The sequence below is a fragment of the Deinococcus fonticola genome, from assembly GCF_004634215.1.
GTDB classification, from domain to species: Bacteria; Deinococcota; Deinococci; order Deinococcales; family Deinococcaceae; genus Deinococcus; species Deinococcus fonticola.
In genome coordinates this window covers 1-22,747 of the sequence record NZ_SMMH01000042.1, presented here as the reverse complement: position 1 = coordinate 22,747, position 22,747 = coordinate 1, and the positions used below count along the sequence as shown (strand labels likewise).

Here is a 22,747-nt window from a genome sequence, read left to right as displayed (position 1 = left end):
CCAGCCGGGGGCGTTCAGGTTTGACAGCGTTCTGAGGCTTTTTCACCCTGGACAGCGGGAAAGCGTCTGAGCCGCGCTTTTTTGCGGCCCTGCGCTTTCCCTGCTACCCCTTTGGGGGCGGGGGGGGGAAAGCTCCCCTTCCAAGGGAAGGGGCGGGGGGGTTGGGTCTGTTCTGGTGGCCGTGCGGCCCCTGGCCGCGCCTTCTGGTGGTGTTGGTCGCGCTCGGCTAGGACTAAGAGCCGCCTCGTGGCCGACGACGGGCGCGGCCCCCTGACGGCCTCCGGGCCGGGGGCGGTGCTGCGCGGCCTCTGGCCGCTCCTTACCGAATACAGCCGCGCAAGCGGCGTGAAGTGGCCTGCGGCAAGCAACCCGGCGCAGTTCGCCGGGTAAAACGGCCCGCTGCAAGCGGTAGACCTGGCCTCCCCTTGAAAATCGTCTGGGCTGGCCCCTACCACTGCCCCCCCTGCACGTCGCCGCTCGGTGCTTCCCAAGATCAAGAGGGGGTAGAAAAACGCTTTGCACACATCCTGCGGCCTGACGTGAGGAAGGTCGCGCTCAGGATGTTTGCGCCTTTTGCGTTTTTCTCAGGGGGAAACTTCCCCCTCCTAAATCATCATTCGCCTTGAACTGGAATTAAATTTAATCCGTTCAGGACAGCGAAATACGCCACTCATCGTAAAAATACGGCGGGGTAAATCCGCCAAACTCCGGGCCGTTGGGGTCGGGCATCAGCCGCTCGGCGGTAATTAACTCCACCGCCGTGGTCGCTGTGGCGGGGCTGGCCCTGGTGCGCTCTCTCGTCGGCACTGGGGGTGGCGCTGGGGGCTTACCTGTAAAACGAGTTTTAGAAGCTACCATCAGATAATTCAAAGAAGTAAGTGCCGTCTTGCCTTTGAATTGGCGCTTCACCATCGTTTTGGCTCAGCCGTCGCAACCCTTCTGGTCGTTCGCTGTCAGGGAGCAAATCCCCAAGGTTAAGTTGTGGCTCTGAGACAATGGCAGCAGTCCTTATGCCTTTTCCGTACCTCGTTTTCCGCTCAGCGTTCATTTCTCGTTCTAGCCAGTCACCAGATGATTCGTCCGCATTTGCCTCAGCATCCTCAATGCCAAGCTCACGCCTGATAAAGCTCTCTAGGTCAAACGCGGTACGGCGCATGAGAGGCAAGAGTTCACGACGGAATGTTTTATGGGTTCCAAGTGCTACATGAGCATAGAACTTTCCACTTCTACCCTTCTGGTCTAGCTTCATGGCGTAAATCTCGGCGTCTGGCTTAAAGTCAAGAACTGCTTTAGCCAGCATATCCATTGCATTTTTTTCTTGTTCTAAAGATATTGAAAAATCACCACTAAGTAATGTAGTAAATACAAAAAAATGTTGATACTTCGTCTTAGATTTCTGAACAGATTTACAAATGCAAGTAAATTCTGGAGCTTCTACCTTATTCTCACGGGGCTGGTAGATCAGCTTATCGCTCTTACTGAAAATCCTCTCCATGCCCTCTAGCAAGATGTTCTTTCCACCCTCGCTTGTCTTGGCATAGAAAGGCTGCTTTCCTTTGCCTCGTCCAGCAGGTTTTTTGGCATTCTTCCCAGTTTTAGATACCAATTGTCCTATTACAGATTTAACAACGCGCTCATCAGGCTTGATTTTTCTTACCGGATTCCAGCCCATTTCCTTTCTATAATCTCCATCTACTTCTTCAATAGTACGAATCATAACATAGTCTATCTCCGGCTCATCAATATGGTCAGCATGAATCATATCTTCAGTCATACCGCTATTCTACTTTTCTTCGCTGGCCCGCTTAAGGTTCAACTCCAGCAGCTTCCCTAAAAGCTCGTCCTCGTCCATCGGCCATGCCCAGCCATAAGCGGCGGCGACGGCCTTATCCAGCATGTCGTGAGCATCTGCGAGGCCCGCCAAACCAGATACTTTTTCCTGCTTGCTGGCGCGGTATTCCACCAAGAGGTTATACATATCGGTCAGGCCCAATTTATGCCCTGTGGGTCGCCCTGGCGTGTCTTTTTCGTGCAGGAAGTTCCGGCTGTTCTCCAAATACCTTGCGGCCTGCTCAATGGCTTCTTTTTGCTCTGGCGTAGGCCGGGGGAAAGGGAAGGTTTCAAAGCAGGTTGAGGGCGTATAACGGGGGGTCGGCCCTAAGCTCGTTCCCTGCTTTAAGGCCCATGTGGTGTGAGGCCCGCTGTTCAGAATCCCAAAAGAGTAATCGTCATCTAAAGCAATGACAGTTACTAGGTCAGATGGAATAACGCTCGTGGGAAGCCACACAAAGACTCTATGTTTACCGACACGGGACGTACCAACAAAGCGGTCTAGCGATTGAAAAGCTGCTCGTAAAGCTGGGACTGTGCGCTTATACCTCCACCAATTTTCACGGGTAGATTTCTCATTATTCTTTTCGCGCTCTGGCTTTACGTTTTCAACAACATACTGCATAGGGCGGCGATACTTCTCTGCCTCCTCTAATGGCATCTGGTTAAAGTCAATCGTATAGCGGTCTAAAGATTTTCCAACAATGTCATCACCGCTGATATAAGGCTTCAGCACGTCGCGGTTACTGACCCCGCTGGGGTTGGGCATGTCCAGCCACTCCCGCGCCACCTCACCGGGCAGGTCAAACTTTCCGGCTGGTTTCACACCTTCAAACGATTTCCCGGCGTTTTCCTTGAGCCGCTGCGCCTGCCGCAAGTCGGCCCCGCTCGTCAGGTCGGCCCGAATGACGCTCACAGCCTGCTCCCTGGTCGTGCGCTTCTTCGGGTCTGTCTCGTCGCCCTGGTGTTGCAAGATCGCCCGCTTCTGCTGGCTCCCATTGTCAAACCCAATAATGCTGACCCTGACGGCTGCGCCGTCCTGAATCCATGCCCGGTCAGGCCATGCCAGGAAGATTCCTCCGGTGTTCAGAATCCGGCTCAGTACCTCGGCATTGGCTCCGCCCCTGACGCTGTTGGTGCTGATGAGTCCGGCCCGCTTGGTTTTGCCCTCCTCGATGTTCTGGCGGGCCTTCTCAAACCAGTAGGTCACGAAGTCGGCAAACCCTGGCACGCGCCCCGTGTATGCCTTCCTGATGCCCTCGGCGTACTCGTTGCCTAAAGACTGGCGCATCTTGGTATTGCCCACAAAAGGCGGGTTGCCAACAATGAACTCGGCGGCGGGCCAGTCCCTTACGGTCTGGTTCTGTTCGTCGTAAACCGCGTCTTGGTGCAAGAGTCCCGGCAATTTATCCAGTACGGGCGAGACTTTGAACGGCTCGTGATGTTCGCGCATCCATTGGAGATAGCCAATCCACAGCACCATGCCCGCGATTTCGTGGGCGTAGGGGTTGACCTCCATCCCTAACATTTGCCGGGGGCCAACTTTTGGCGCGGGCGGCACATTCTGGGTAATGGTGCGTATGGTTTCCCTGACCTCAGCCTCCAAATCCAGCAAAAGCCGCATGGTGACGTACAGAAAGTTCCCTGACCCCATTGCCGGGTCAAGGACTTTGACCCTTGCCAGTCGGTCTTGAAACGCGGTAAGCAGGCTCACCGCCTCGTCCTGCTGGGTCTGGCCTAAGCCGCCCTCGACGTATAGCCCCCCGCTGTGCTGCGCCCTGGCCTGCTCTATCTCGGCCAAGATTGGTTTAAGACTCTGGCGCAGTGCCTCCCACTCCTCGCGCAGTGGCCGCATAATGACTGGCTCCACCACGTCCAGAATGTCCACCAGAGGCGTGTAGTGCGCTCCCAACTGCCACCGCTTACCGGGGTCAATGACGGTTTCAAAGAGCGTGCCGAAGATGGTCGGGTCAACCTGTTTCCAGTTCCGCCGCGCCGCGTAGTAAAGCTCGTTCACTTCCTCGGCGTTCAGGGCCGGGGCGCTGGTGTCCTCAAAGACACCGCCGTTAATGTAAGGAATCCGCCCTATCACGGTCTTTTTCCCTACCTTCATGGCGGCGAAAAGCTCCTGGCACATCTCCTGAAAATCTTCCGGGTGCTTCTTCGCAGCCTCCAGCAGCCGCTTAAAGGTGTCGGCGGGGATCAGTTCCACATCCTCGGCAAAAAGGGTAAACATCGTCCTGACCAGAAAATGCGCCACCATTTCCGGGTTCTCCTGGCGGTCTTTAAGTGCGTTGCTGATTTTTCCCAGTGCAGCGACAGCGGCCACCGTCGCCTCCTCAATCCGGTGTGAAGGGTTAAACGCCTGCGGCTCCGTCCAGACCTGGCGCAACTGCTTCCGGCGTTCACTGTCCTTGAGGTCGTTCAACTCCCATCTGATGACCTGCTTCTGTGTCCCGGTGAAATTGGTGTGCAGTTCGATGTTCTGCATGTCCGACACGATGAGCAGGGGCGGATTTTCCAAGTCCTCGCGGTAGGAAAGAAGCTGCTGGTACGCTTTTTTGAGATCGGCCCCTTTGCCCTTGTACTCCCAGCCAAACTTGCCCTCATAGAACACATCAGCGAAGCCCTTGCCACCCGCGACTTTCAGCACAGGCTGCTCAAAGCGGTAAGTCTCGCTCCCGTCCGGTCTGGGAATATCCAAGAGTTCACAGAGGTCTATGAAGTGCAGTTGTGCGCCGCCCCGCTCGTTGAGCTTGGTGTCGCTGTATTTCTTGATAAAGGCTTCGGGCGTGATGGACATGGATACCCTCAGTATGAAGCCGAAGGGCGTGCCTTATGCTGCCTTCGTGAAAAAAACAATTCCCCTCACGGTTACGGTTTTTGCTCTTACTGCATGTGGCGGCGGTGGTGGTGGCGGTTCAACCCCTGAGTCAGTGAATGTTACAGGTAGCTGGAACGGTAGCCTGCAAACTACCGGGGGCGGCGGCATCGGCGCGGTGGTGGTGAATCTGACACAGTTAAGTTCAGCCACAAGTTTTACGGGTACGCTCTCGACGCCGACGTTCGGCGGGAATCATCCTCTTGTTGGTGACGTGGCTCAAAGCACACTGAAAACGGACACTTCCGTGAGTGGCGTCAATGAGGCACTGGCTTTTTCCTGCACTGGGAAATTCACCAACGCCTCCTATAAGGGTGACTGCACCTTTACCAAGTCCGGGGCCGCGTTCGTGCTGGTCATGGGGAAACAGTAAATCAGAAAGTCACATCTGACCTGGACGGCATAAAAAAAGCGCCCTTGAATTGCTCAAGGGCGCTATGGCTTTTGGTCACTTGGCGGGTTGGACAAGGCAACCGCTCACTCGAAGTACACGCTGATTCAGTTCGCTATAAACGAAAGTGGTTACGCCCTTCCCGGTCAACAGATACCAATAGCTGCTGCCGCTTCTGCCACTTTTGTAGTCGGTATCACTGCTCTTTAAGGTTTGCAGGTGGCTTATGGCGTGCTGGTAGTAGTCATCAAAGGCGTTGGCGGGCGTTATGGTTCTGCCCGTTTTAACGTCGTACTGAATAGGGGGCAAGACCGTAAAGCTGTCGTCATACACGCTGCCGCACTGACGCCCGGTGAACTGCTTGATTTTGCTGTCCACAAACGCTTTCTGCTCGGCAGTTATTACGGGCTTAGCTGGCGCTGCGTTACCTGCACTCTGGGCCTGGGCGTGTGCCTGCGCCGTGAGTAAAAGACCCAAAAGCGCGGCCCACTTCATTTCCCCTCGATGTACTGCTCAGACAGCCGTCTGAGCTTCTGTTCCAGCTCGGCGTAATCATGCTGGTCGGGCTGGCGGCTGAGCATATCGGCCAGAAACAAAAGTTCCACGCCGTCCAGCTCGTCACGATGGGTAGGTTTGCTCGTTTCGGTATTCATCGTTCCTCCTCAGTAATCCCGCTGTTGAACATGCGGCTGAAAGTGGTGAGTAATGGGGTGATGGGGGCTGATGCTGTCCACTTGCTGCACGTCAAAGTGCTGCTTAATCGTGGCCTGGATATGCTCAGGGACTTCCGGGGTCAATTTGACTTCGCCGTTATAGGCCGCCCCTACCAACCGAAAATCCCGCGTTTCAGTGTTGGAGAGGTACAGGGCCGTCATATTGGCCTGCTTCATGGCCTGGGGCAAGTTCTCGACAATGCGCGGCCTCCGGCGTTCAAGGTCAACATCAGAGATGTTGTGGCCGCCCTCGTTCACGCGGTTGTCAATGCGGAGCCGGGTGTTGTCGTTCTCTGGAATCACAAAGGCCAGCTTGACCTTGTATCCAGCTTCACGGGCCTCCTCCATCTTCACAATCGGCTGCCTGCTTGAAAGCGTGGTTTCAATCCCGAAGCTCTGGCCGTTGGTGATCGCTTCATTCTGCTGCCGTACCGCTTCCCGGCCTGCCTGCAAATTGGCGGCGGTGGTGTAGCCCTGACCGTAGCTTCTGGTGATCTGGTCGGGGTCAATGGTTTTCAGGCGTTGGGCTTTGACCAGTGTTGATTTCCCTGAGCCATTCTGACCCGCAATGACGGTCAGGGTCGGCATCAGCGGGCGGCAGGTTCCAGTTCGCCCATGATGTTGTACTGATACCGCTCAAATTCGCCCTTCTCATCATAGATTTTGTCGTACTCAACCCAGATACGCCGCCCGTCCGGGTACTCCACAATCTGCTTCCCGTTCCGGTCATAGGTGATGGGAAGTCCCTTCATGAGCAGTTCGGTGACGTGGGGCGCGTATCCCAGTTCACGCAACCTGGTTTGCATCTGCTTCGGCAAGGGATCGGAACGGTACATGATGTGGGGGTTCTGAACTGGGGCCATCATCGGGTCTTTAGCCGTGGTCATACCGCTTCCTCCTGAGTCTTGGCCACCAAATACAGGGCGTGGCGCACCTGGTAGGTCACAATGTCTTTGAGTTTTTCTCCGTCAAGGTCGCCTGCACTCACCAGTTCCTTGACCCGTTTATTGTCCACTTTCGAGACTTCAAACGTGGCCGCGTCACCGTAGGTTTCACGGAAGCGGTCAACCGGGTAAAGAGCGGTGCGTGTGGCCCGCAAATCAGCGCGGTACAGATCACACTCCGGCTTGGCTCCTTTCAGCATGGCCTCTTTGATTTCCTCGCCTAGTGCGTCCTTCTCAGCGCGTAAGCCTTCGATGGTGTCTCGCAGAACGGAGAACCGCTCTAACTTCTCGTCTAAGGTCATCTGGTCGGTCATGGGTTCCTTTCCTCCCTTCGTACCCAAGCGTCTTTCTTGGGGTAGGTGTAGGCGCTCTGAATGGCTTTGCGGGCTTCTTCGACGGTAAAGGGAGTCGTTTTCACGCCCTGCACCATGTCGGTGTACTCAAAAGCGGCGTACATGGCTTCGTCTAGGCGGTAGCCGTTGGCGTTGGCCCAAAGCCCGAACATGAAAGCGCCTTTGTTGCGGCTGTCGTGGGCGTAGTCCTCAGCGCGGTCAAGAATGACGTGCAAGGGGCAACGGTCGTCGTCTGCGTAGAACGGGGTAAAGCTCTCCCGTTCCTGCACCTGGGGTTTGGGGGCTGGTGGTGTCAGGCCCAAAGCCTCGCGCAAGTGGTACTGCTGCTGCTGGCCATCCACCTCTACCACTTCGGGAATGTCGCTGATACTCAGCAACTTGCGCTGGTCGGTGCGGCGGTAATGGCCTTTGCGGTTACGGCTGGGGGGAAGCATGATGTAGCCGCCGTCGCCGCGCACATCAAAGCCTGGGGGCAGTGTCTTTTTATTTTTGCTGGCATTGCTCTGGACGTACCAACCAGGATGCCTGACGTACAGGTGCGCCCCTCCGCTGGGAGAAATGACGTGAGGTTTCCAACCCAGGACACCAAGCAGGGGTAAGCCTTCTTGGTCAACGTCAATGACCACAAGCCCGCTGATTTCCCCAGTGACCATGCCTACGCCTCTGGCCCGCGTCTGCAAGTACCACATTTTCAGGTCATCCTCGGTGGGCCGCTGGGTCTGCATGGGTTTCCAACTCGCCCGCGCTTTGCCGTCCGTCCCAATCGATGTGTGACCAGAAGCAATCAGGGCTTGCTTGTGGGGTTCTTTGGCCCATTGGCTGATGCCGCCGCCCGTTGGAATAACGCTCAAACCCTTCCGCAGCAATGACAGCGCGGCTTCATAGATTTGTTCGGGTTCGTGGGCGTACCTCGTCATGGTCTGCGGCTCCTGGTGCTTAACGGCCCTGCGTCTTGAGATAGGCTTCGAGAACTTCATCTACAAGAGGTTGTAGCCTCGTTCCCCGTTCAGCCGACAAGATTTTCATTCGGCGGTGAATGGCCGCGTTCAGGGTGATGTTGATTCGCCGCGCCATTTCCTTTTCGGGTTCCTGTTCGGAAGTATGGGCTGGCTGCGCGGGCGCTGGCGTGGCAACCTGGGGGCGCGGAACGTCCTGCGCCCGCCTCGCGCTGCCAAGCAGTTTGTTGAGGTCTGTTGTGGGCTTACCTGCTTCGCCCGGCGCTTCGGCTTTTTTGTTGGGGGTCATAGAATGTCAAACTCCTTGAGAACCTGGGAAAACGGGACAGTAAGGGACGCTGGAATCAGTGTTCCAAAAGCCCGTTGATACTCGACGCTCTTATTCACCTGGGCCACAACGGGATAGCTCAGGTTCTTCATGACCTCCGGCATGGCGGCGGCGAGGTTATTGTGTTCCATTCGGTTCAGCACAAACCCAATCTGCACGCCCTCCCTCAGTTTGTCCTGCACGGTGGCAACGGCGGCTACCGTTTCCTGCAAGCGGTCTATTTCACCCGCGCCGGGAAGCACGGGAATCACGATGTAATCCGCACGGGTCACGACTTGCTGCAAGGTCGCTACGTCATTGGGCGGGGTGTCCACCACAATAAAATCATTCGATGCAGCGGCTACCACGTCAACAGGGGCAAGCACCGGAAAAGGTAGGCTCTGGCCGTTTTCCTGAGCGTTGAAACTCCAACCCATTGCACTTCCCTCCGGGTCGTGGTCAATCACGGCAACCTGCTTCCCGGCCTCATAGAGCTTTTGGGCTATCCCCATGCTGAGCAGCGTTTTCCCCACACCACCTTTCTTTGAAACCAAAGCAATCATTTTCATGTCCACACTATAACACAATTCTGTGTTTTAGTGTAGTGGTGTTACGGTGTACGGGTGTTTATGTGGTCTGGTGTTTTGGTGTTTCTGCGTTTTAGTGCTTTTGTGTTTTGGTGTTCTGGCGCTTCGGTATTTCTGCGTCTTGGTGCTTCGGTGCTTCGGTGTTTCAGTGTTCTGGTGTTTTTGCGTCTTGGTGCTTCGGTGTTTCAGTGTTTTGGTGTTTCTGCGTCTTAGCGTTTCTGCGTCTTAGTGTTCTGGTGTTTTTGCGTCTTGGTGCTTCGGTGTCTCAGTGTTTTGGTGTTTCTGCATCTTGGTGTTTCTGCATCTTGGTGTTTCTGCATCTTGGTGTTTCTGCGTCTTAGTGCTTCGGTGTCTCAGTGTTCTGGTGTTAAATGTCGGGCAAGCTGTCGGCAGCGGCCTTGAGGCGTTCAGGTTCAAGGTGAGCGTAAATGCGAGTCGTGGAAATACTGTTGTGGCCCAAAATCTCCTGCACCTCCTCAAGCCTGCGTCCCGCCCTGACCAGTGCTGTGGCGTGCGCGTGCCTGAGCTTGTGCGGAGTGCATTTATCAGCAGGCAACCCAGCATTTTCTCCGGCCTGCTTCACTATCAGCTCGACGGCGCGGGCGGTCAGCGGCTTCCCTTGCCTGACGCCATTAAAATGACTAAACAGGTACTCGCCATTGTCGGTACGCAACATCCCCCAGATTTTCAGCCAGCTCTCTAACACCCGAATGGCAGTAGGGGAGAGGAAAAGACTCCGCTCCTTGTTCCCTTTACCGATGACCCGTATTTTCTGAGGAGTTCCGAACGAATCAAACTCAATGTCACCGTGTTTGAGTTTCAATACTTCACCAATGCGGCAACCTGTGCCGTACAGAAAACCAATCATGGCCCTGTTCCGGCTCCGCTGCTCGTCATTCACTCCTGGCGCTACTTCGATGAGTCGGCTCACTTCACTGGGCGTCAGATACTTGGGCTGACGGCTCGGCAACTTCACGCGCTTAATATCGGCTGGGCCGGGATACATCTCCACACCCTCCACATCCCTCAGATACGCCCACAGCTTGCGCCAACTGGAAAGCAGGCGGCGGTTACGGGCAGGCTCCGGGGCATTGTCACTGATATAAGCGCGTAGGTCACGGGTGGTTACATCAGACCATTGTTTGATGTTCGGGCGCTGCTGGGATAACCAGGTCGCAAGGCGGTTACAGTCAGCGCGGTACTGGGCAATCGTGGCTGAACTCAGCCCTTCCTCGCGTTTCAGGTGGCTGGAAAATTCATCAAGTACATCAGTCAGCATAAAGGGGGTCAACGCCACCATCTCCAAAATACTCCGCCAAAGACGCCAAAAATCAGTAGGCCCAGCGGTACAAATATGCCGAAAATGAATCGCTCTCCGGCCTTTGCATTTCGTCTGCCTAGCACTTCGCCGTATACCCACAGGAACAGCACTGCCCCCCCAATACTCACCAATTGAGGACGACTGGGCGGTAAAGCATGGAATAGCCAGTTCGCACTAAGAAACCCTGCAATCACAATCAACAGGCCGAAAGCAACGATGGGGGGCATGGTCAGTTCATCACCCTTTTTGCTGACTGGCTTTCCTGTTCTTCCTGCCACTGCTCATACGTCTTGGCTCCCTCTCGGCGCAATTCCTCGACGACGACTTGCCAGCTTTCCGGCACAGAGAAAGGGCGCTCCTGGCCCTGCATCAGCCCCCGCCACTGGCTGACGGCCTGCGAGCTGCCGTAACACTCGCCGGGGAAGTCCTGCCCAATCATGTTCAGTAAAAAGCCCATAGCAGCAAGGTTTTCAGCGTCGGCGTTGCACGCCGCCCCAAACGCATCACCACTGAGCAACCGGGCATAAAAGGTGCTGAGGTCGCCGCCAAAGTTGACGTACCTCTCTAGCACCTGGGCGCTGCGCTCGGGAATCTGGTCTTTCCAGACAGGGTTAATCTCAAATGGCTTCACTGTTCGCCTCCGGTTGGGCGGCGGGTGCAGCGGGTGTCCCGGCCCATACCTGCTGGCCTAAGACTTCGACGTGCAGAACTGGCTTTCTTGGGTCGCTCATTTTTTACTCCGTTATGGACAGAATACCACATTGTTTTCTGAACTTCGTAAAATTGAAGTTTTACGAAATTATCTGGCAAAAGGATTTTTGAGGAAAATCCTCACTGGGTGGGCATTAAGGGCGGCAGTTGGCTGGTCAGCCAACTGCCGATTGGAACGGGACTTCGTAAAACATCTTGGAACTTCGTAAAACCCACAAGCTCACTGGACGGCTTTGGTGGCCTTGCGGCGGGGTTCGACTGCCTTTGCCCCTGCCCTGTTGCTGCTGGGCTTTGTAAGGGGCTTGGCGGCTTGCGCTTCAAGTTGTTTGGTTTCGCGGCCTTTGACGGCTGCCTCTCTCCGCTTCTGCTGTGCCTTAGCCTTAGCTGGAGCATCAGCTTCAAACCGCAACTCGGCTTTGTAGTAGGTATAACGACTTACGCCCATAGCCTCAGCAATTTCGGTCTTGCTGCGTCCTGCGGCCAGCCATTTTTTAGCGACTTCATACTGCTCACGGCTAACAAGCAATTTCTCCTTCGTGGGCGTAAATTCTGGGCTGCGCGGCATAGCGGGCAGTTCAGAAATATCCTCGACTTTCCAATCCCAATCTATCTGGTCAGTTGAGATATTCAGCCAGTCGGCCAGCTTCACTATGCGGGTATAGATTGGTCGGCCATTGCCGTTAAACCAATCACGCGCCCTCGAAACGGACACTCCCATGTATTCGGCCACGTCCTCTACACTGTGACCCTTCTCTCTGCACCATTCTCGCAAACTCTTGGCTTTCATATATACTCTACCTGCTCCTTTCCACTTACCTCTCTCTGAAACTGGTCTGGATGTGCCTATCCATCGGGGATAGGCTTTTATCATTTTTACACGTTCACTCTGATTCATGATGTTTTCGCCTCCTGTTGGCGTGGGGGTTGCCCGTGTTCATAGAACGGCGTGCGTGCATTGGCCTGGGCCTCCGTGAGTCGGCCTTTCCAGACCTTGACGCTCCGGCCATATCCAACCCGGTAGGTATGCTCGCGGGCGTTGCGTTTTCCAGTCGGGATAATGTGAAAACATGCGCCGTCGTCGTAGCTGTACGGCACACCGCTGATTTTTTCCAGCCGTCCAGTAACAAAGACATAACCGGGCCGCTCGTCGCCCTGATCGTCGCCGGGTGCTGGCTGCCAGTGCTGCACCCGTAAAGTCATTACTTCCCCTAGGGGGATACGCTCGGTGGCACTGTCAAATACCGGGCGCGGTTTCCAGCGGTCAGCATTGAAAAACTCGCGGGTGCTGTGATGAATACCTTGTGCAATGCCTACCGGGTACTGACTGGTGTCGTCCAGCTCTAGCGCCTGCACCAGACGGTAAATGTCGTGCAAGATAGCGGCTTTGTATTCGTCGCGGGTTTTGGGGTACTTGGTCATGATTCTTCGCTCCTGGCGCGGGTGGAGTTTTAAGAGGGGGCGCGGTAGCCGCGCCCCCTGCTAGGTAGTGGCCTGCGTGCTTGCCCATTGGCAAGTGGATGAGGGGGTTAGAAAATTGCGTCAGCGGCCAACTGATCGTAAAACTCGCTTACCCGCTGTTCAGCTTGAGCGTGTACTGCCTGGCCCTCCTCGTTGGCTATGCGGGCCTGCTCGCGGTGCATGGCGGCGTAGCGTTCACATGCGGCGCGGCGGTCTGGGTTTGGGTACATGACGCGCCCATAGCTACTGAGCAGCGTTTTGAGTAGGGCGCAGTGTGTGGGGTGGCCCGTTTGGGCGGCGCGATAAGTCCGGCGCAGATAGGAAGCAAAACGCCGCCGATGTTCACGCATTTTTTCAGGGGTTTCAAAACGGTTGGCAACTAAAGCATTGGTCATGGTTTACGCTCCTTTCCTCTCTCTGAGGTACTTACAGTTTAAGACTTTTTCCGCAATTTGTCAACAGTTAAGCATGGGAAGGTTACGCGGGCCTTAGTGGTTGTAAGCCGTGTTACACGGCTTTTCCTCGTCGGCGTTGCAGGTCGCTGGGCCTCGGATGGTCGCCACTACAGGCGGCGCGTTCAGCGTCGTCCTGTCGCCGCGTCACGCGGCGGTTGCTTTCCCCGTTGGGCTGCTCCCAAGCTGGGCCGCTGGTCGGCCCAAAGTCGCAACCCGGCGCAGTTCGCCGGGTTTGGGGGCGTTCAGCTGACTACTATTCAAAACGTGGCATGAGGGTCAGCAGGGTGCGCCAAGACGACGGGGACGGGTGCAGGAGGAGATCCTGGAGGTGATCCAGGCCGAGTCGGAACACGGACACCGCACGGTGTCCGTGACTTTTGATCTGTACTGCTGTCCGGGCCGCCAGCAGTTCCCCGGTCACGGCCGACCAGATGAAGGCCACGCTGACCACCGTCAAGAGGGTGGACACCCGCTCCGCGCGGGTCAGACCCGTGTCCTCCAGGTTGAAGCCCCTGGTTTTGAGCGCGGCGTGCAGGTTTTCCGCCTGCCAGCGCTGCGCATATCGTCGAAGGTTCGGTCCCACGGGCCCCCGGTATGCGAGGTACAGCGTCTCCCCGGCGGCGTTCTTCGTCGCGGCCACCCGCAGGGAGACGCCGTAGATCAGGGTCTGGCGGCGCCAGACCCTGATTTCACCCACCTGGAGGTTCTTGAAGACAGCCCAGACGGGCAGACGATGGGCGCCGATGGTGGCGCGTGCCGGGAGTCGAATACAGGGGGCAATGCCGTGTTGATCCAGGAAACAAAACCAGTGCCGACCAATGAACTCTCGGTCGGCGAGCAGGCACCGGACTGGTTGGTCCGGGCACAGCGTCAGGAAGCGCGCCACGAGTGATTCCCGGGCCCGGGAATCACTGGCCCCACCGTGTGGGAGCAGGGTCCACATCAAGGGCAGGCTGAATCCGTTCCACACGGCGGAGAGCAGCAGGATGTTCACGTCCTGCTGCCCGAGTCTCCAGTTCGTCCGGTCCAGGATGAGATCCACGGGACCATCCGGGAGGAACGACAGCGCAAAGCGGGGAAACAAACCGTCTGGAAAGGAAAACTGCACAAAGCGGACCAGGCGCTGGTAGCGGGCCGTGAGCGACCCTGGCAACGCCACGTGGGTTTTCAGGGTGTACAGCACGACCGTGCGTGCCTGGATGACCGCCAGGACCAGGGCCGTGAAGACCGCCAGGCGGCGGGCATCAAGCGGAAAGGCAGACCGCAGGGCGGTCTGCAAGGGATCGTGAAGCGGTCGGCTCCGGGATTTCATCGCAGAAATACCGTACAGGAGCCGACTTTCTGCTGCCCGTTACGTGTTTTGAAGAGTAGTCAGGTGCCGCCGGCTCCGGTTCTTGTCGCGGTACATGTCGTTGTCCGCCTCGCGCAGCAACGTCTCCCCCGTCGCGTCGTCCGCGCTCAGGGTGGCCACGCCCACGTTCAACTCGATGGGCCGGCCGGCCACGTCCGTACCCTGCATGGCCGCCGCCAGGCGGTCCCGCACCACCCGCGCGCCCGCCAGGTCTATGTCCGGGAGCAGCACCGCGAACTCATCCCCACCCCACCGGAACACCTCCAGCGCACCACTCTGGGCCGGCGTCGGTGCCCGCTCCTGCCCGGATGCCTCAGGCTCCGAGCCCCGCCCGACTGGCCGGGAGACCGAGTCACTCACCCTCAACTCCCGCAGCAGGACGTCCCCCACCTGCATCAGTGCCTGGTCGCCGACCAGGTGCCCGTGGGTGTCGTTCACGGCCTTGAACGCCCGGATGTCCGCCACCAGCAGTGACAGGGTGGACCCCGCCCGCCGCACCCGGGCCAGCTCCCGCGTGAGGGATTCGGTGAATGCCCGGCGGTTCTGCAACCCCGTCAGGACGTCCGTGCGGGCCGCGGCCAGCACCTGCGCCCGCAGGTGGGCCTCGTGCAGCAGCATGGCCGCCTGCCGCCCGAACGATTCAGCCAGGACGATTGATTCCTGCTCGAACGCCTCGGGATCCGTCATGGAGTCCACGTTCAGGAAGCCGTACACCTCGCCCTGGTACAGGATCGGCACCCCGATGTTCGCCTGGAGCGTCTCGACGCTCGGCAAGGTGTCCTCCACGCGCACCCCGTGAAGGTCGTAGCCGGTGTCCTTCACGGACAGCAGGCCCTTGGCGATGATGCGCGGCACGCCCCGGCTCCAGGCCTCCTCGCCCAGCCCGTACCAGGTGTCCCGCATGTCGGCCATCGTGAACGTCACGCCCTGGAGTTCCATCTCGTCGAAGGTCACGCTCGCCGCGAAGCGGAAACCTCCATCCTCCCGGATCAGCAGCGACCCGCACTCCGCCCCCGGAATCGTCGCCAGCGCCCGTTCCAGCAGCGGCTGGTACGCCTGCTCCGGTTGCCCGCCGATGAGGTCACCGTGCAGCGTCTGGAGGCTCCGCGCGTACCGCACCGCCTGCATCCGCTCCGCTTCCAGGCCCAGCTGGTGCCCCAGGCGCCTCAGCAGCGCCAGGTCTGCCTCTGCCCACACCCGGCTGGGGGCGTCCAGCCAGAAGGCCGCGCGGGCCCGGTACTTCCCGCCCAGCGGCAGCAGCACCCCGTCCGGCTGGACGCTCAGGGTGCCCGCCCGGATGGTCCGCACATCCCCGGGATGAAAGGCCGGCACGTGGGGCGTGCCGGCGTCCCACAGGGTCATGCGCTGGACCGCTCCGCTGGTGACGACCAGGCCGGCCAGGCCGCGCAGCCCGAAGATCTGACACACCTCGTCTGAGAAGGCCGACATGGAGGGACGGTCCTCATCCCGGCGCGCGAACTGCCCGGCCAGGGCATTCACGCGGTCATGCCGGTCCATGGTCACCAGATGCGCGTACAGGGCGTTCACCACCTGCAGGAACGCGGCTTCGTCCGCGGAGAGCTCGGTGGGCAGGCGGCCCAGCGGCCGGAGGATCACGCTGTCCACCTCGGCCACCGTGAACGGGAGGGCCGGGTCAGCGTTCAGCGCCTGGTGCAGGTGGGCACGGAAGTCCGTCAGGGACACGCACGCGCTCAATGCGGCGGTCACGGCGAAGGGGGATGGCATGGGACAGTTACCTCCAGGTGAAGCGGGAATTTGACGCAGCGTAGTGCAGGGGGTCTGACAGCGTCCTGAACGCATGCCCGCACTGCCGTGCCAGCCTCCGGAACCGTCGTCGCGCCTGGGCGGCGACCTGCGTCGCCGGGAGAATTGACGGGCTGCCCCAACAAGAATTTCGGCTGCCCTGCAAGCGGCAGCCGGATGCTGGGATGCGGCCTTCAGTGGTCGTGGTCGGGTCCATTGAACAGGTGCAGGTCTCAGCACCTGACACTTTGCGATGAATGGCGTCCTGGACGCAGTGCGGCATGACAAAGGGCAGCATCTTGGTCTGTGACGATCCAGAATCCTGCTCGCCTCCATGCTGACACGCTGGCCGCCCACCTGAAAGGCTGCCTGCCTCACCGACGAACCGATGCCCTGAGGCGGCTCGCGGAAGTGCTCCTGGCGCTCCTCCAGGCCGAATCCAGCCTGCACCGTAAGATCGCGCTCCATCTGCCCAGGGAAGCGACGCTGGAATCAAAGACTCGCACGGTTGCCCGCGTCTTCCACGACGCTCAGCTCACCCCGCAGGACGTCTTGGACGTCCTGCTTCCTCTCCTCCCCGACGGCAAGTTGACGCTGATCATGGACCGCACCACCTGGCACTATGGTCAGACACCGCTGAACATCCTGGTCCTGGGCGCCATCCTCGGGGGCGCGGTCATTCCCCTCGTGTGGTCGATCCTCCCGCATCAAGGGAACAGCAGCACCGCGGCCCGCATCCTTCTGGTCTCCCGGCTGCTCCAGGTTCTTCCAGCCCGGCGCTGGTCGGTGCTCATCGCAGACCGGGAGTTCGTCGGGCAGGAATGGTGCTCATTCCTGCGCTGGAAACGCATCCGGCAGTGTCTGCGCATCCGGGAGAACACCCGCGCCCTGGATGACCTGGCCCGGGACTTGTTCACGACCCTCCAGCCCGGGGAAGTCCGCACGCTCTTCGAGCGGACCTGGGTGTATGGCGGGTGGATGCACGTGGTCATCACCCTGTCCCCCGCAGGGGACAGGGTGATCGTCGCCTCGGATTTGCCTATCCTGGACGTGTTGAAGACCTATCGTCTCCGCTGGGGCATCGAGTCCGCGTTCTCGTCGTTGAAGGGCCGCGGGCTGAACCTGGAAGCCACGCACATGACCGCCCCTGACCGGATTTCCCGGTTATTCGGTCTGCTATGCCTTGCGCTGGCGTGGATGGCCCGGGTGGGCGCGCAGACCGTGTTGCAACACGCCGCAAGGCAGGACAATCGAGGCCGGGCGGTGGTGAGCCAGGTGCGCATCGGGTGGCAGGTGCTGGGTCAGGCCGCACGGTGGGGCGGGGAGGCCTTCTGGGTCTGCCTTGAGCTGCTCAGGACGCCTTTCCCGACCACCCACACGTCAAATTCCCGAAGTGTCAGGTGCTGAGCAGCACAGGGATTCATCGGCTGTGCCAGTATTTTCCTGGCCACGCAGCGGGCCGCCGAGCTGTCCTTGCATGCCTTTGTGGAGGTGTTCCCGTCGAATGACCGGGAGAGGGAGGAGTGGCAGGCCCGCATTGAACAGCTCTCCGTCGAGCGGCAACAACAGGAAACCAAGTTAACGTCCCTGCAGCATGACTCTCATGCCATGCAAAATTTGCAGCGACTTTTGGACGAAAGGCGAAACACTACGCTGACGTCCATTAGGGAGAAGACGCGCTCGTCACCTGCGCCCGCATGAGGTGAGCGCCAGTCTGACCAGACCAGCGAGGGCGGAAGGACGACGCCGGGCGTCCCATTGTCCGCGAGGGACGCTTGGACGGGGCAACCGGGGACCGGGTCGTCCTTCCGCCCAGCGTGCTTCCCCGGGCTTGTCCGTATGCCCTGCTGCATCCCAATTGAGTTCGGCGTAAGTCGAGGCGGATCGAGACCTTGAGCCGATCCGGGACTGCACTTCACAGCACCGGCCGACAGCCCCGGGCGGATCCCCACTCGTGCTGTTCTCAATAGGTGCATGGCTTAGCAACGGGTCAAATGGGTGCTGGAATCACGACACCTGAGCAGGACCTTGCCGTGGCCGTAAGCGGTCACTTCAGAGCGCTGTGGGCTTGGAGGCTGACCGCGTGCTGCACCTCCAGGTTGGAAGTCAGGAAGGCCTGCACCTCCGGTTTCTGCTCTGCAAGCCTCTGCAGAAGCAGGGCCAAGGAGGCCGCGACGAAGTTCAGGCTGGCCCGCATGAACCGTTGAACATCTGGATTGTCCTGTGCCAGCTGCTGGAGGAGGCGCGTGCCTCCATGCGCAGCGTCGCTCATCCAGCTATAAAGACCGGCCAGGGTCTGCGGTCCGTACCCCAATTCTTTGGGTAGGAAACCTGACTACTCTTCAAAACGTGGCATGAGGGTCAACAAGGTGCGCCAGGACGACGGGGACGGGTGGAGCAGGAGATCCTGGAGATGGTCCAGACCGAGTCGGAATACGGACACCGCACGGTGTCCGTGGCTTTTGATCTTGACCTTGATACGCGCGGCCAGTAGTTCCCCCGTGAGGCAGGCCCAGATGAAGGCCACGCTGACCACCGTCAACAGGGTGGACACCCGCTCCGCGCGGGTCAGGCCCGTGTCCTCCAGGTTGAAGCCCCTGGTCTTCAGGGCGGCATGCAGGTTCTCCGCCTGCCAGCGCTGGGCGTACCGGCGCAAGTTCGGTCCCACGTGCCCCCGGTACGCGAGGTACAGCGTCTCCCCGGCGGCGTTCTTCGTCGCGGCCACCCGAAGTGAAACGCCGTAGATCAGGGTCTGGCGGCGCCAGACCCTGACTTCACCGACCTGGAGGTTCTTGAACACCGCCCAGACGGGCAGACGATGCGCACCGATGGTGGCGCGTGCCGGAAGTCGAATACACGGCGCAATGCCGTGTTCTTCGAGGAAACGGAACCAGTGCCGCCCAATGAACTCGCGGTCTGCGAGGAGGCACCGGATCGGCCGACCCGGGCAGAGCGTCAGGAAGCGCTTTACGAGTGATTCCCGAGTCCGGGAATCACTGGCCCCACCGTGTGGGAGCAGGGTCCACATCAAGGGCAGGCTGAACCCGTTCCACACGGCGGAGAGGAGCAGGATGTTCACGTCCTGCTGCCCGAGTCTCCAGTTCGTCCGATCCAGGATGAGATCCACGGGGCCATCCGGGAGGAACGACAGCGCAAAGCGGGGAAACAGACCGTCTGGAAAGGAAAACTGCACAAAGCGGATCAGGCGCTGGTAGCGGGCCGTGAGCGACCCTGGCAACGCCACGTGGGTTTTGAGGCTGTACAGGACGACCGTGCGTGCCTGGATGACCGCCAGGACCAGGGCCGTGAAGACCGCCAGGCGGCGGGCATCAAGAGGAAAGGCAGACCGCAGGGCGGTCTGCAAGGTATCGTGAGGGGGTCGGCTCCCGGGGGTTTTCATCGCAGAAACACCGTACAGGAGCCGGCTTTCTGCTGCTCCCTACCCGTTTTGAAGAGTGGTCAGGGCGTTCAGCCCATGTGCTTTTTCACCCTGGACAGCGGGAAAGCGTCTGAGCCGCGCTTTTTTGCGGCCCTGCGCTTTCCCTGCTACCCCTTTGGGGGCGGGGGGGGAAAGCTCCCCTTCCAGGGGAAGGGGCGGGGGGGGTTGGGTCTGTTCTGGTGGCCGTGCGGCCCTCTGGCCGCGCCTTCTGGTGGTGTTGGTCGCGCTCGGCTAGGACGACGAGCCGCCTCTAGGCCGACGACGGGCGCGGCCCCCTGACGGCCTCCGGGCCGGGGGCGGTGCGGCGCGGCCTCTGGCCGCTCCTTATACAGCCGCGTCAGCGGCGTGAAGTGGCCTGCGGCAACATCTCCCGGCGCTTCTTGCCGGGGGACAAGTGGCCCGCTGCAAGCGGTAGACCTGGCCTCCCCTTGAAAATCGTCTGGGCTGGCCCCTACCACTGCCCCCCCTGCACGTCGCCGCTCGGTGCTTCCCAAGACCAAGAGGGGGTAGAAAAACGCTTTGCACACATCCTGCGGCCTGACGTGAGGAAGGTCGCGCTCAGGATGTTTGCGCCTTTTGCGTTTTTCTCAGGGGGAGACTTCCCCCTCCTGAATAAGCCACTGGGGAACTAAGAATGTCGCCTGACAAAAACTCGCCGTCGCCCGATATCGGGCGACGGCTGGAACGGCTGGGGATTGTGGGTCAGGCTTTTAACACGCCTTGCAATATGGCGGCGGGAACGGGCGGGCATACCGCATTGCCTAACATCTGCATGGCGGCGGTGTGGCTGGCCGGAAGCTGGTAGCTGTCGCGGAAACCCATGATTCGCTTTGCTTCGGGAATCTGCACCATTCGCATTTGGTCGCCTTTGATGAGGCTCCAACGGTCTTTGGTGGTCAGCGTGCCAATGGGCCGCTCGATGCTGCGCCCTGTCGTGCCTGAGCCTGAGCCGTAGAACGGGGCCACAAACCGCTCTCCGTACACTTTTCGCCCGTTTTCAATGCGCTTGAGGCTGTTCTCGGCCCGCCCTGGCTTGTTGACCGGGTTCCAGTCGTAACTATCCCATTCCAGCACGGTATTGACGGCCACATGCTCTTTCTTCTCCAGCTTGAGAGTAAGGGGCGCGGCGCTGCGGGTTCCGACAATAAAAACCCGCGTGCGGTGCTGGGGTACGCCAAAGTCGGCGGCGTCCAGCACGTTCACGCTGATGCTGTACCCCAACCGCTTCAAGGCGTCGGCCCAAGCTGGGTACAGGATCCAGTCGGTGAACTCCGGCACGTTCTCAATGACCAGACATTCACTCTGCATGGCTTCGGCGGCGGATACCACGGCCCAAGCGGTTGATCGCTGGTTGTCGTGGTGCGGGCGGTCTTTGCCGCGTGCTTTGCTGTGGCCCTGGCAACAGGGAGACGCCAGAATAATGTCGGCCTTAGGCACGTCGTAGAAATTCGCCTGTTGTAAGTCCTGACAACTATGCACGGCCTGGGCGTGGTTCTGTCCGTGCCACTGAACCGCTAGCGGGTTATGGTTAGCTGCCCAAATGACCTCAACGCCCGCGAGTGCTGCGCCTTCGCTGAATCCGCCTGCACCTGCAAAGAGGTCAATTGCGGTGGCCGCGCCTGCCTGGGCCTGGGCCTGGGCGGGGGCGCTGGTGATTAAAAGGGGCTGCTGGACAGTGACGTTTTTTGTTCGCATGGCTTTTCCTCGGTGGTGGGGTGGCCGCGCCCTGGTCGTGGGCGCGGCGGGCGGTTCAGTACCGGGCGGCGGCTGGGGCGCGGTAAAGCTCCTGCTGGAGCGTGAGGGCCATGATTCACTGCCCCCCTTTGCGGATAATTTCAAACTCGCTGGGGCTGTAAGCGGTACAGTATTTGTCGTTCTGGGCGGGGTTTTCCCAAGAAATCATCAGAAAGTTGTCAAACTCCCTGTGGCTGATAACAGTCCCGGTGCGGTTCGTCAGGCGATGGTGTACCCGGCTGCCGCGTGGGTGGGTGATGTAAGCGGGTTCTCTCGTCTGGGTGGTCATTTTTACGCTCCTTTCCTCTCTCTGAGGTAATTACAGTTTAAGCCTTTTTCCGCAATTTGTCAACAATTGAGCATGGGAAAGTTACGCGGGCCTTCATGGTTTTAAGCCGTGCCACACGGCTTTTCCTCGTCGGCGTTGCTGGTGAGCCATGACAACAAAAAACCGACTTGATAAAGTCGGTGGCCGCACTCGTGGGGGCGCTTTTTCATAGAGAGAGGAAAGGGACGCGACTGGTCGCGTCCTGGCGGGGGTCTGACTGGATACCGGGGCTTACTCTGTCATCAGTTTGGCAAGCTCCTCGTCGGTCAGGTTGTCTAAGGGGTCTGGAAGGTCTAAACCTTCGTCGCCGTCCGGCTCTGGGCCGTCGTCGTACATGCTGGCGCTCTCCACAATGAGCGGGGCGCGAGCTTCGGCTGCGGCCTCATCGAAATTGATTTCCCGCTCGTGCAGCTCCTCTAGGTCGTTCCGGCGCTGCGGGCCGCTGGTAACGTCGTCGTCGTAAAAATCATCTCCGCTGTAAAGCATCTTTTTCTCCTTGAGGGTGGGGGGGCTGGCCCCCCTGACCCGCTTTAGATGGTGTGGTAAGGCTTGAGGGGTTGCCCGGTGCGCTCGGTGAAAATACGGGCGTCGGCTTCGCTGAACAGATAGAGGGTCATGCCTGCATGACTGATAAGTACGCGGCTGGGGGCAGTCTTGGCGGTGTAAGTGTCCACCCCTTGCAAGCTCAGATAAATGCGCTTAGTTTCGCTGCTGTTACCGTAGAACATGGCTTTACGGTCAAAGTACGGGCGGTTGTAATCGGTGGCGGCTTCGCTGGCCTTGTACTTATCCCAGTTGGGAATAAAGCTGAGCATCAGGCCCGTAATGAGGGCGTGCGCGGCGTCCTCGGCGTGCTGCGCGGCTTTGGCGTGGGCTTGGCACTCTCCCGCCTGGGCCATAAAGTTTGCTGTGGCGCTTTCCAGCACGTCGGTTACAAAATGACTCGACAGGGTGCGAAAGGCACAGGCGGCGGCGGGGTTGCTACTGAGGGCAAACTTCACCTGTGTAATGTTGGCACTGAGGGCATAAGGGGGGCGGGTTTCTGCGGTCTGGGTGGTCATTTTTACGCTCCTTTCCTCTCTCTGAGGTAATTACAGTTTAAGCCTTTTTCCGCAATTTGTCAACAGTTGAGCATGGGAAGGTTACGCGGGCCTTCATGGTTTTAAGCCGTGTTACACGGCTTTTCCTCGTCGGCGTTGCTGGTCGCTGGGCCTCGGATGGTCG

Annotated in this window: 26 protein-coding genes; 2 read left to right on the top strand and 24 right to left on the bottom strand. The window is 59.1% G+C overall.

Going from position 1 to position 22,747, the window contains the following annotated elements; all coding sequences use genetic code 11:
* Window positions 1–648: 648 nt before the first annotated feature.
* The 3 genes from E5Z01_RS19650 to E5Z01_RS20095 are packed head-to-tail and all read right to left on the bottom strand — an operon-like array spanning window position 649 to window position 4,633.
* Window positions 649–807, bottom strand: coding sequence for a hypothetical protein (locus E5Z01_RS19650; RefSeq protein ID WP_167757987.1), 159 nt, complete (start codon window positions 805–807; stop codon window positions 649–651).
* Between the two features lie 37 nt (window positions 808–844).
* On the bottom strand, window positions 845–1,774 hold the full coding sequence (locus tag E5Z01_RS17145) for a hypothetical protein (protein ID WP_135230472.1): 930 nt from the start codon (window positions 1,772–1,774) through the stop codon (window positions 845–847).
* Between the two features lie 9 nt (window positions 1,775–1,783).
* On the bottom strand, window positions 1,784–4,633 hold the full coding sequence (locus E5Z01_RS20095; protein WP_135230471.1) for a class I SAM-dependent DNA methyltransferase: 2,850 nt from the start codon (window positions 4,631–4,633) through the stop codon (window positions 1,784–1,786).
* On the opposite strand from E5Z01_RS20095, the gene E5Z01_RS17135 reads away from it, so the two are divergent.
* On the top strand, window positions 4,623–5,084 hold the full coding sequence (locus E5Z01_RS17135) for a hypothetical protein (protein WP_135230470.1): 462 nt from the start codon (window positions 4,623–4,625) through the stop codon (window positions 5,082–5,084). The two genes, E5Z01_RS20095 and E5Z01_RS17135, sit on opposite strands and share 11 nt — an antisense overlap.
* Before the next feature lie 75 nt (window positions 5,085–5,159).
* Here E5Z01_RS17135 and E5Z01_RS17130 read toward each other — a convergent pair whose 3' ends face one another.
* The 15 genes from E5Z01_RS17130 to E5Z01_RS17065 all read right to left on the bottom strand — a co-directional run bounded on the left by E5Z01_RS17130 (window position 5,160) and on the right by E5Z01_RS17065 (window position 16,004).
* Window positions 5,160–5,597, bottom strand: a complete 438-nt coding sequence (locus tag E5Z01_RS17130) for a hypothetical protein (RefSeq protein WP_135230469.1) — start codon at window positions 5,595–5,597, stop codon at window positions 5,160–5,162.
* Entirely contained in the window at window positions 5,594–5,755 is a 162-nt protein-coding gene (locus E5Z01_RS19645; RefSeq protein WP_167757986.1) for a hypothetical protein, read from the bottom strand. The genes E5Z01_RS17130 and E5Z01_RS19645 overlap by 4 nt, the downstream gene beginning before the upstream one ends.
* 9 nt (window positions 5,756–5,764) lie before the next feature.
* Window positions 5,765–6,403, bottom strand: a complete 639-nt coding sequence (locus tag E5Z01_RS17125) for an ATPase (protein ID WP_135230468.1) — start codon at window positions 6,401–6,403, stop codon at window positions 5,765–5,767.
* Window positions 6,403–6,702: a hypothetical protein gene (locus E5Z01_RS17120; protein WP_135230467.1), complete on the bottom strand. Its 300-nt coding sequence runs from the start codon at window positions 6,700–6,702 to the stop codon at window positions 6,403–6,405. The genes E5Z01_RS17125 and E5Z01_RS17120 overlap by 1 nt, the downstream gene beginning before the upstream one ends.
* Window positions 6,699–7,073 (bottom strand): hypothetical protein, encoded by a 375-nt coding sequence (locus E5Z01_RS17115; protein WP_135230466.1) that lies wholly within the window; start codon window positions 7,071–7,073, stop codon window positions 6,699–6,701. Before E5Z01_RS17115 ends, E5Z01_RS17120 begins: the two co-directional genes overlap by 4 nt.
* The gene (locus E5Z01_RS17110; protein WP_167757985.1) at window positions 7,070–8,029 is read right to left on the bottom strand and encodes a bifunctional DNA primase/polymerase; all 960 of its coding nucleotides are present in this window, start codon (window positions 8,027–8,029) and stop codon (window positions 7,070–7,072) included. The genes E5Z01_RS17115 and E5Z01_RS17110 overlap by 4 nt, the downstream gene beginning before the upstream one ends.
* 19 nt (window positions 8,030–8,048) lie before the next feature.
* Window positions 8,049–8,357, bottom strand: a complete 309-nt coding sequence (locus E5Z01_RS17105) for a hypothetical protein (RefSeq protein WP_135230464.1) — start codon at window positions 8,355–8,357, stop codon at window positions 8,049–8,051.
* Window positions 8,354–8,944 carry a ParA family protein gene (locus tag E5Z01_RS17100; RefSeq protein WP_135230463.1) on the bottom strand — a complete coding sequence of 197 codons (591 nt, stop codon included), beginning with the start codon at window positions 8,942–8,944 and terminating at the stop codon, window positions 8,354–8,356. Before E5Z01_RS17100 ends, E5Z01_RS17105 begins: the two co-directional genes overlap by 4 nt.
* A 385-nt stretch (window positions 8,945–9,329) precedes the next feature.
* Window positions 9,330–10,241, bottom strand: coding sequence for a tyrosine-type recombinase/integrase (locus E5Z01_RS17095; protein WP_167757984.1), 912 nt, complete (start codon window positions 10,239–10,241; stop codon window positions 9,330–9,332).
* A gap of 271 nt (window positions 10,242–10,512) precedes the next feature.
* On the bottom strand, window positions 10,513–10,914 hold the full coding sequence (locus tag E5Z01_RS17090) for a hypothetical protein (RefSeq protein ID WP_135230461.1): 402 nt from the start codon (window positions 10,912–10,914) through the stop codon (window positions 10,513–10,515).
* Between the two features lie 300 nt (window positions 10,915–11,214).
* Window positions 11,215–11,781 carry a transcriptional regulator gene (locus E5Z01_RS17085; RefSeq protein ID WP_167757983.1) on the bottom strand — a complete coding sequence of 189 codons (567 nt, stop codon included), beginning with the start codon at window positions 11,779–11,781 and terminating at the stop codon, window positions 11,215–11,217.
* A gap of 104 nt (window positions 11,782–11,885) precedes the next feature.
* Window positions 11,886–12,413: a hypothetical protein gene (locus tag E5Z01_RS17080; RefSeq protein ID WP_135230459.1), complete on the bottom strand. Its 528-nt coding sequence runs from the start codon at window positions 12,411–12,413 to the stop codon at window positions 11,886–11,888.
* A gap of 107 nt (window positions 12,414–12,520) precedes the next feature.
* Complete coding sequence (locus E5Z01_RS17075) at window positions 12,521–12,847, bottom strand: hypothetical protein (RefSeq protein ID WP_135230458.1); 327 nt, start codon at window positions 12,845–12,847, stop codon at window positions 12,521–12,523.
* 313 nt (window positions 12,848–13,160) lie between these two features.
* Complete coding sequence (locus E5Z01_RS17070; protein ID WP_135230457.1) at window positions 13,161–14,219, bottom strand: IS4 family transposase; 1,059 nt, start codon at window positions 14,217–14,219, stop codon at window positions 13,161–13,163.
* 39 nt (window positions 14,220–14,258) lie between these two features.
* Window positions 14,259–16,004 carry a GGDEF domain-containing protein gene (locus E5Z01_RS17065; RefSeq protein ID WP_135230456.1) on the bottom strand — a complete coding sequence of 582 codons (1,746 nt, stop codon included), beginning with the start codon at window positions 16,002–16,004 and terminating at the stop codon, window positions 14,259–14,261.
* 324 nt (window positions 16,005–16,328) lie between these two features.
* Between E5Z01_RS17065 and E5Z01_RS17055 the strand changes: the two genes are divergently transcribed.
* Window positions 16,329–17,429, top strand: a complete 1,101-nt coding sequence (locus tag E5Z01_RS17055; RefSeq protein ID WP_420810860.1) for an IS4 family transposase — start codon at window positions 16,329–16,331, stop codon at window positions 17,427–17,429.
* Between the two features lie 640 nt (window positions 17,430–18,069).
* On the opposite strand, the gene E5Z01_RS17050 is transcribed toward E5Z01_RS17055, so the two are convergent.
* The 6 genes from E5Z01_RS17050 to E5Z01_RS17025 all read right to left on the bottom strand — a co-directional run bounded on the left by E5Z01_RS17050 (window position 18,070) and on the right by E5Z01_RS17025 (window position 22,584).
* Window positions 18,070–18,294 (bottom strand): hypothetical protein, encoded by a 225-nt coding sequence (locus tag E5Z01_RS17050; RefSeq protein ID WP_135230454.1) that lies wholly within the window; start codon window positions 18,292–18,294, stop codon window positions 18,070–18,072.
* Window positions 18,295–18,357: 63 nt separating this feature from the next.
* Window positions 18,358–19,422 (bottom strand): IS4 family transposase, encoded by a 1,065-nt coding sequence (locus tag E5Z01_RS17045; protein WP_135230453.1) that lies wholly within the window; start codon window positions 19,420–19,422, stop codon window positions 18,358–18,360.
* 741 nt (window positions 19,423–20,163) lie between these two features.
* Window positions 20,164–21,156 (bottom strand): DNA cytosine methyltransferase, encoded by a 993-nt coding sequence (locus tag E5Z01_RS17040; protein WP_135230452.1) that lies wholly within the window; start codon window positions 21,154–21,156, stop codon window positions 20,164–20,166.
* A 115-nt stretch (window positions 21,157–21,271) separates the two neighbouring features.
* Window positions 21,272–21,484: a hypothetical protein gene (locus E5Z01_RS17035; protein WP_135230451.1), complete on the bottom strand. Its 213-nt coding sequence runs from the start codon at window positions 21,482–21,484 to the stop codon at window positions 21,272–21,274.
* A gap of 270 nt (window positions 21,485–21,754) precedes the next feature.
* On the bottom strand, window positions 21,755–22,009 hold the full coding sequence (locus tag E5Z01_RS17030) for a hypothetical protein (protein WP_135230450.1): 255 nt from the start codon (window positions 22,007–22,009) through the stop codon (window positions 21,755–21,757).
* A gap of 44 nt (window positions 22,010–22,053) precedes the next feature.
* A complete protein-coding gene (locus tag E5Z01_RS17025) occupies window positions 22,054–22,584 on the bottom strand; it encodes a hypothetical protein (protein WP_135230449.1) in 531 nt (176 codons plus the stop codon).
* Between the last annotated feature and the right edge of the window lie 163 nt (window positions 22,585–22,747).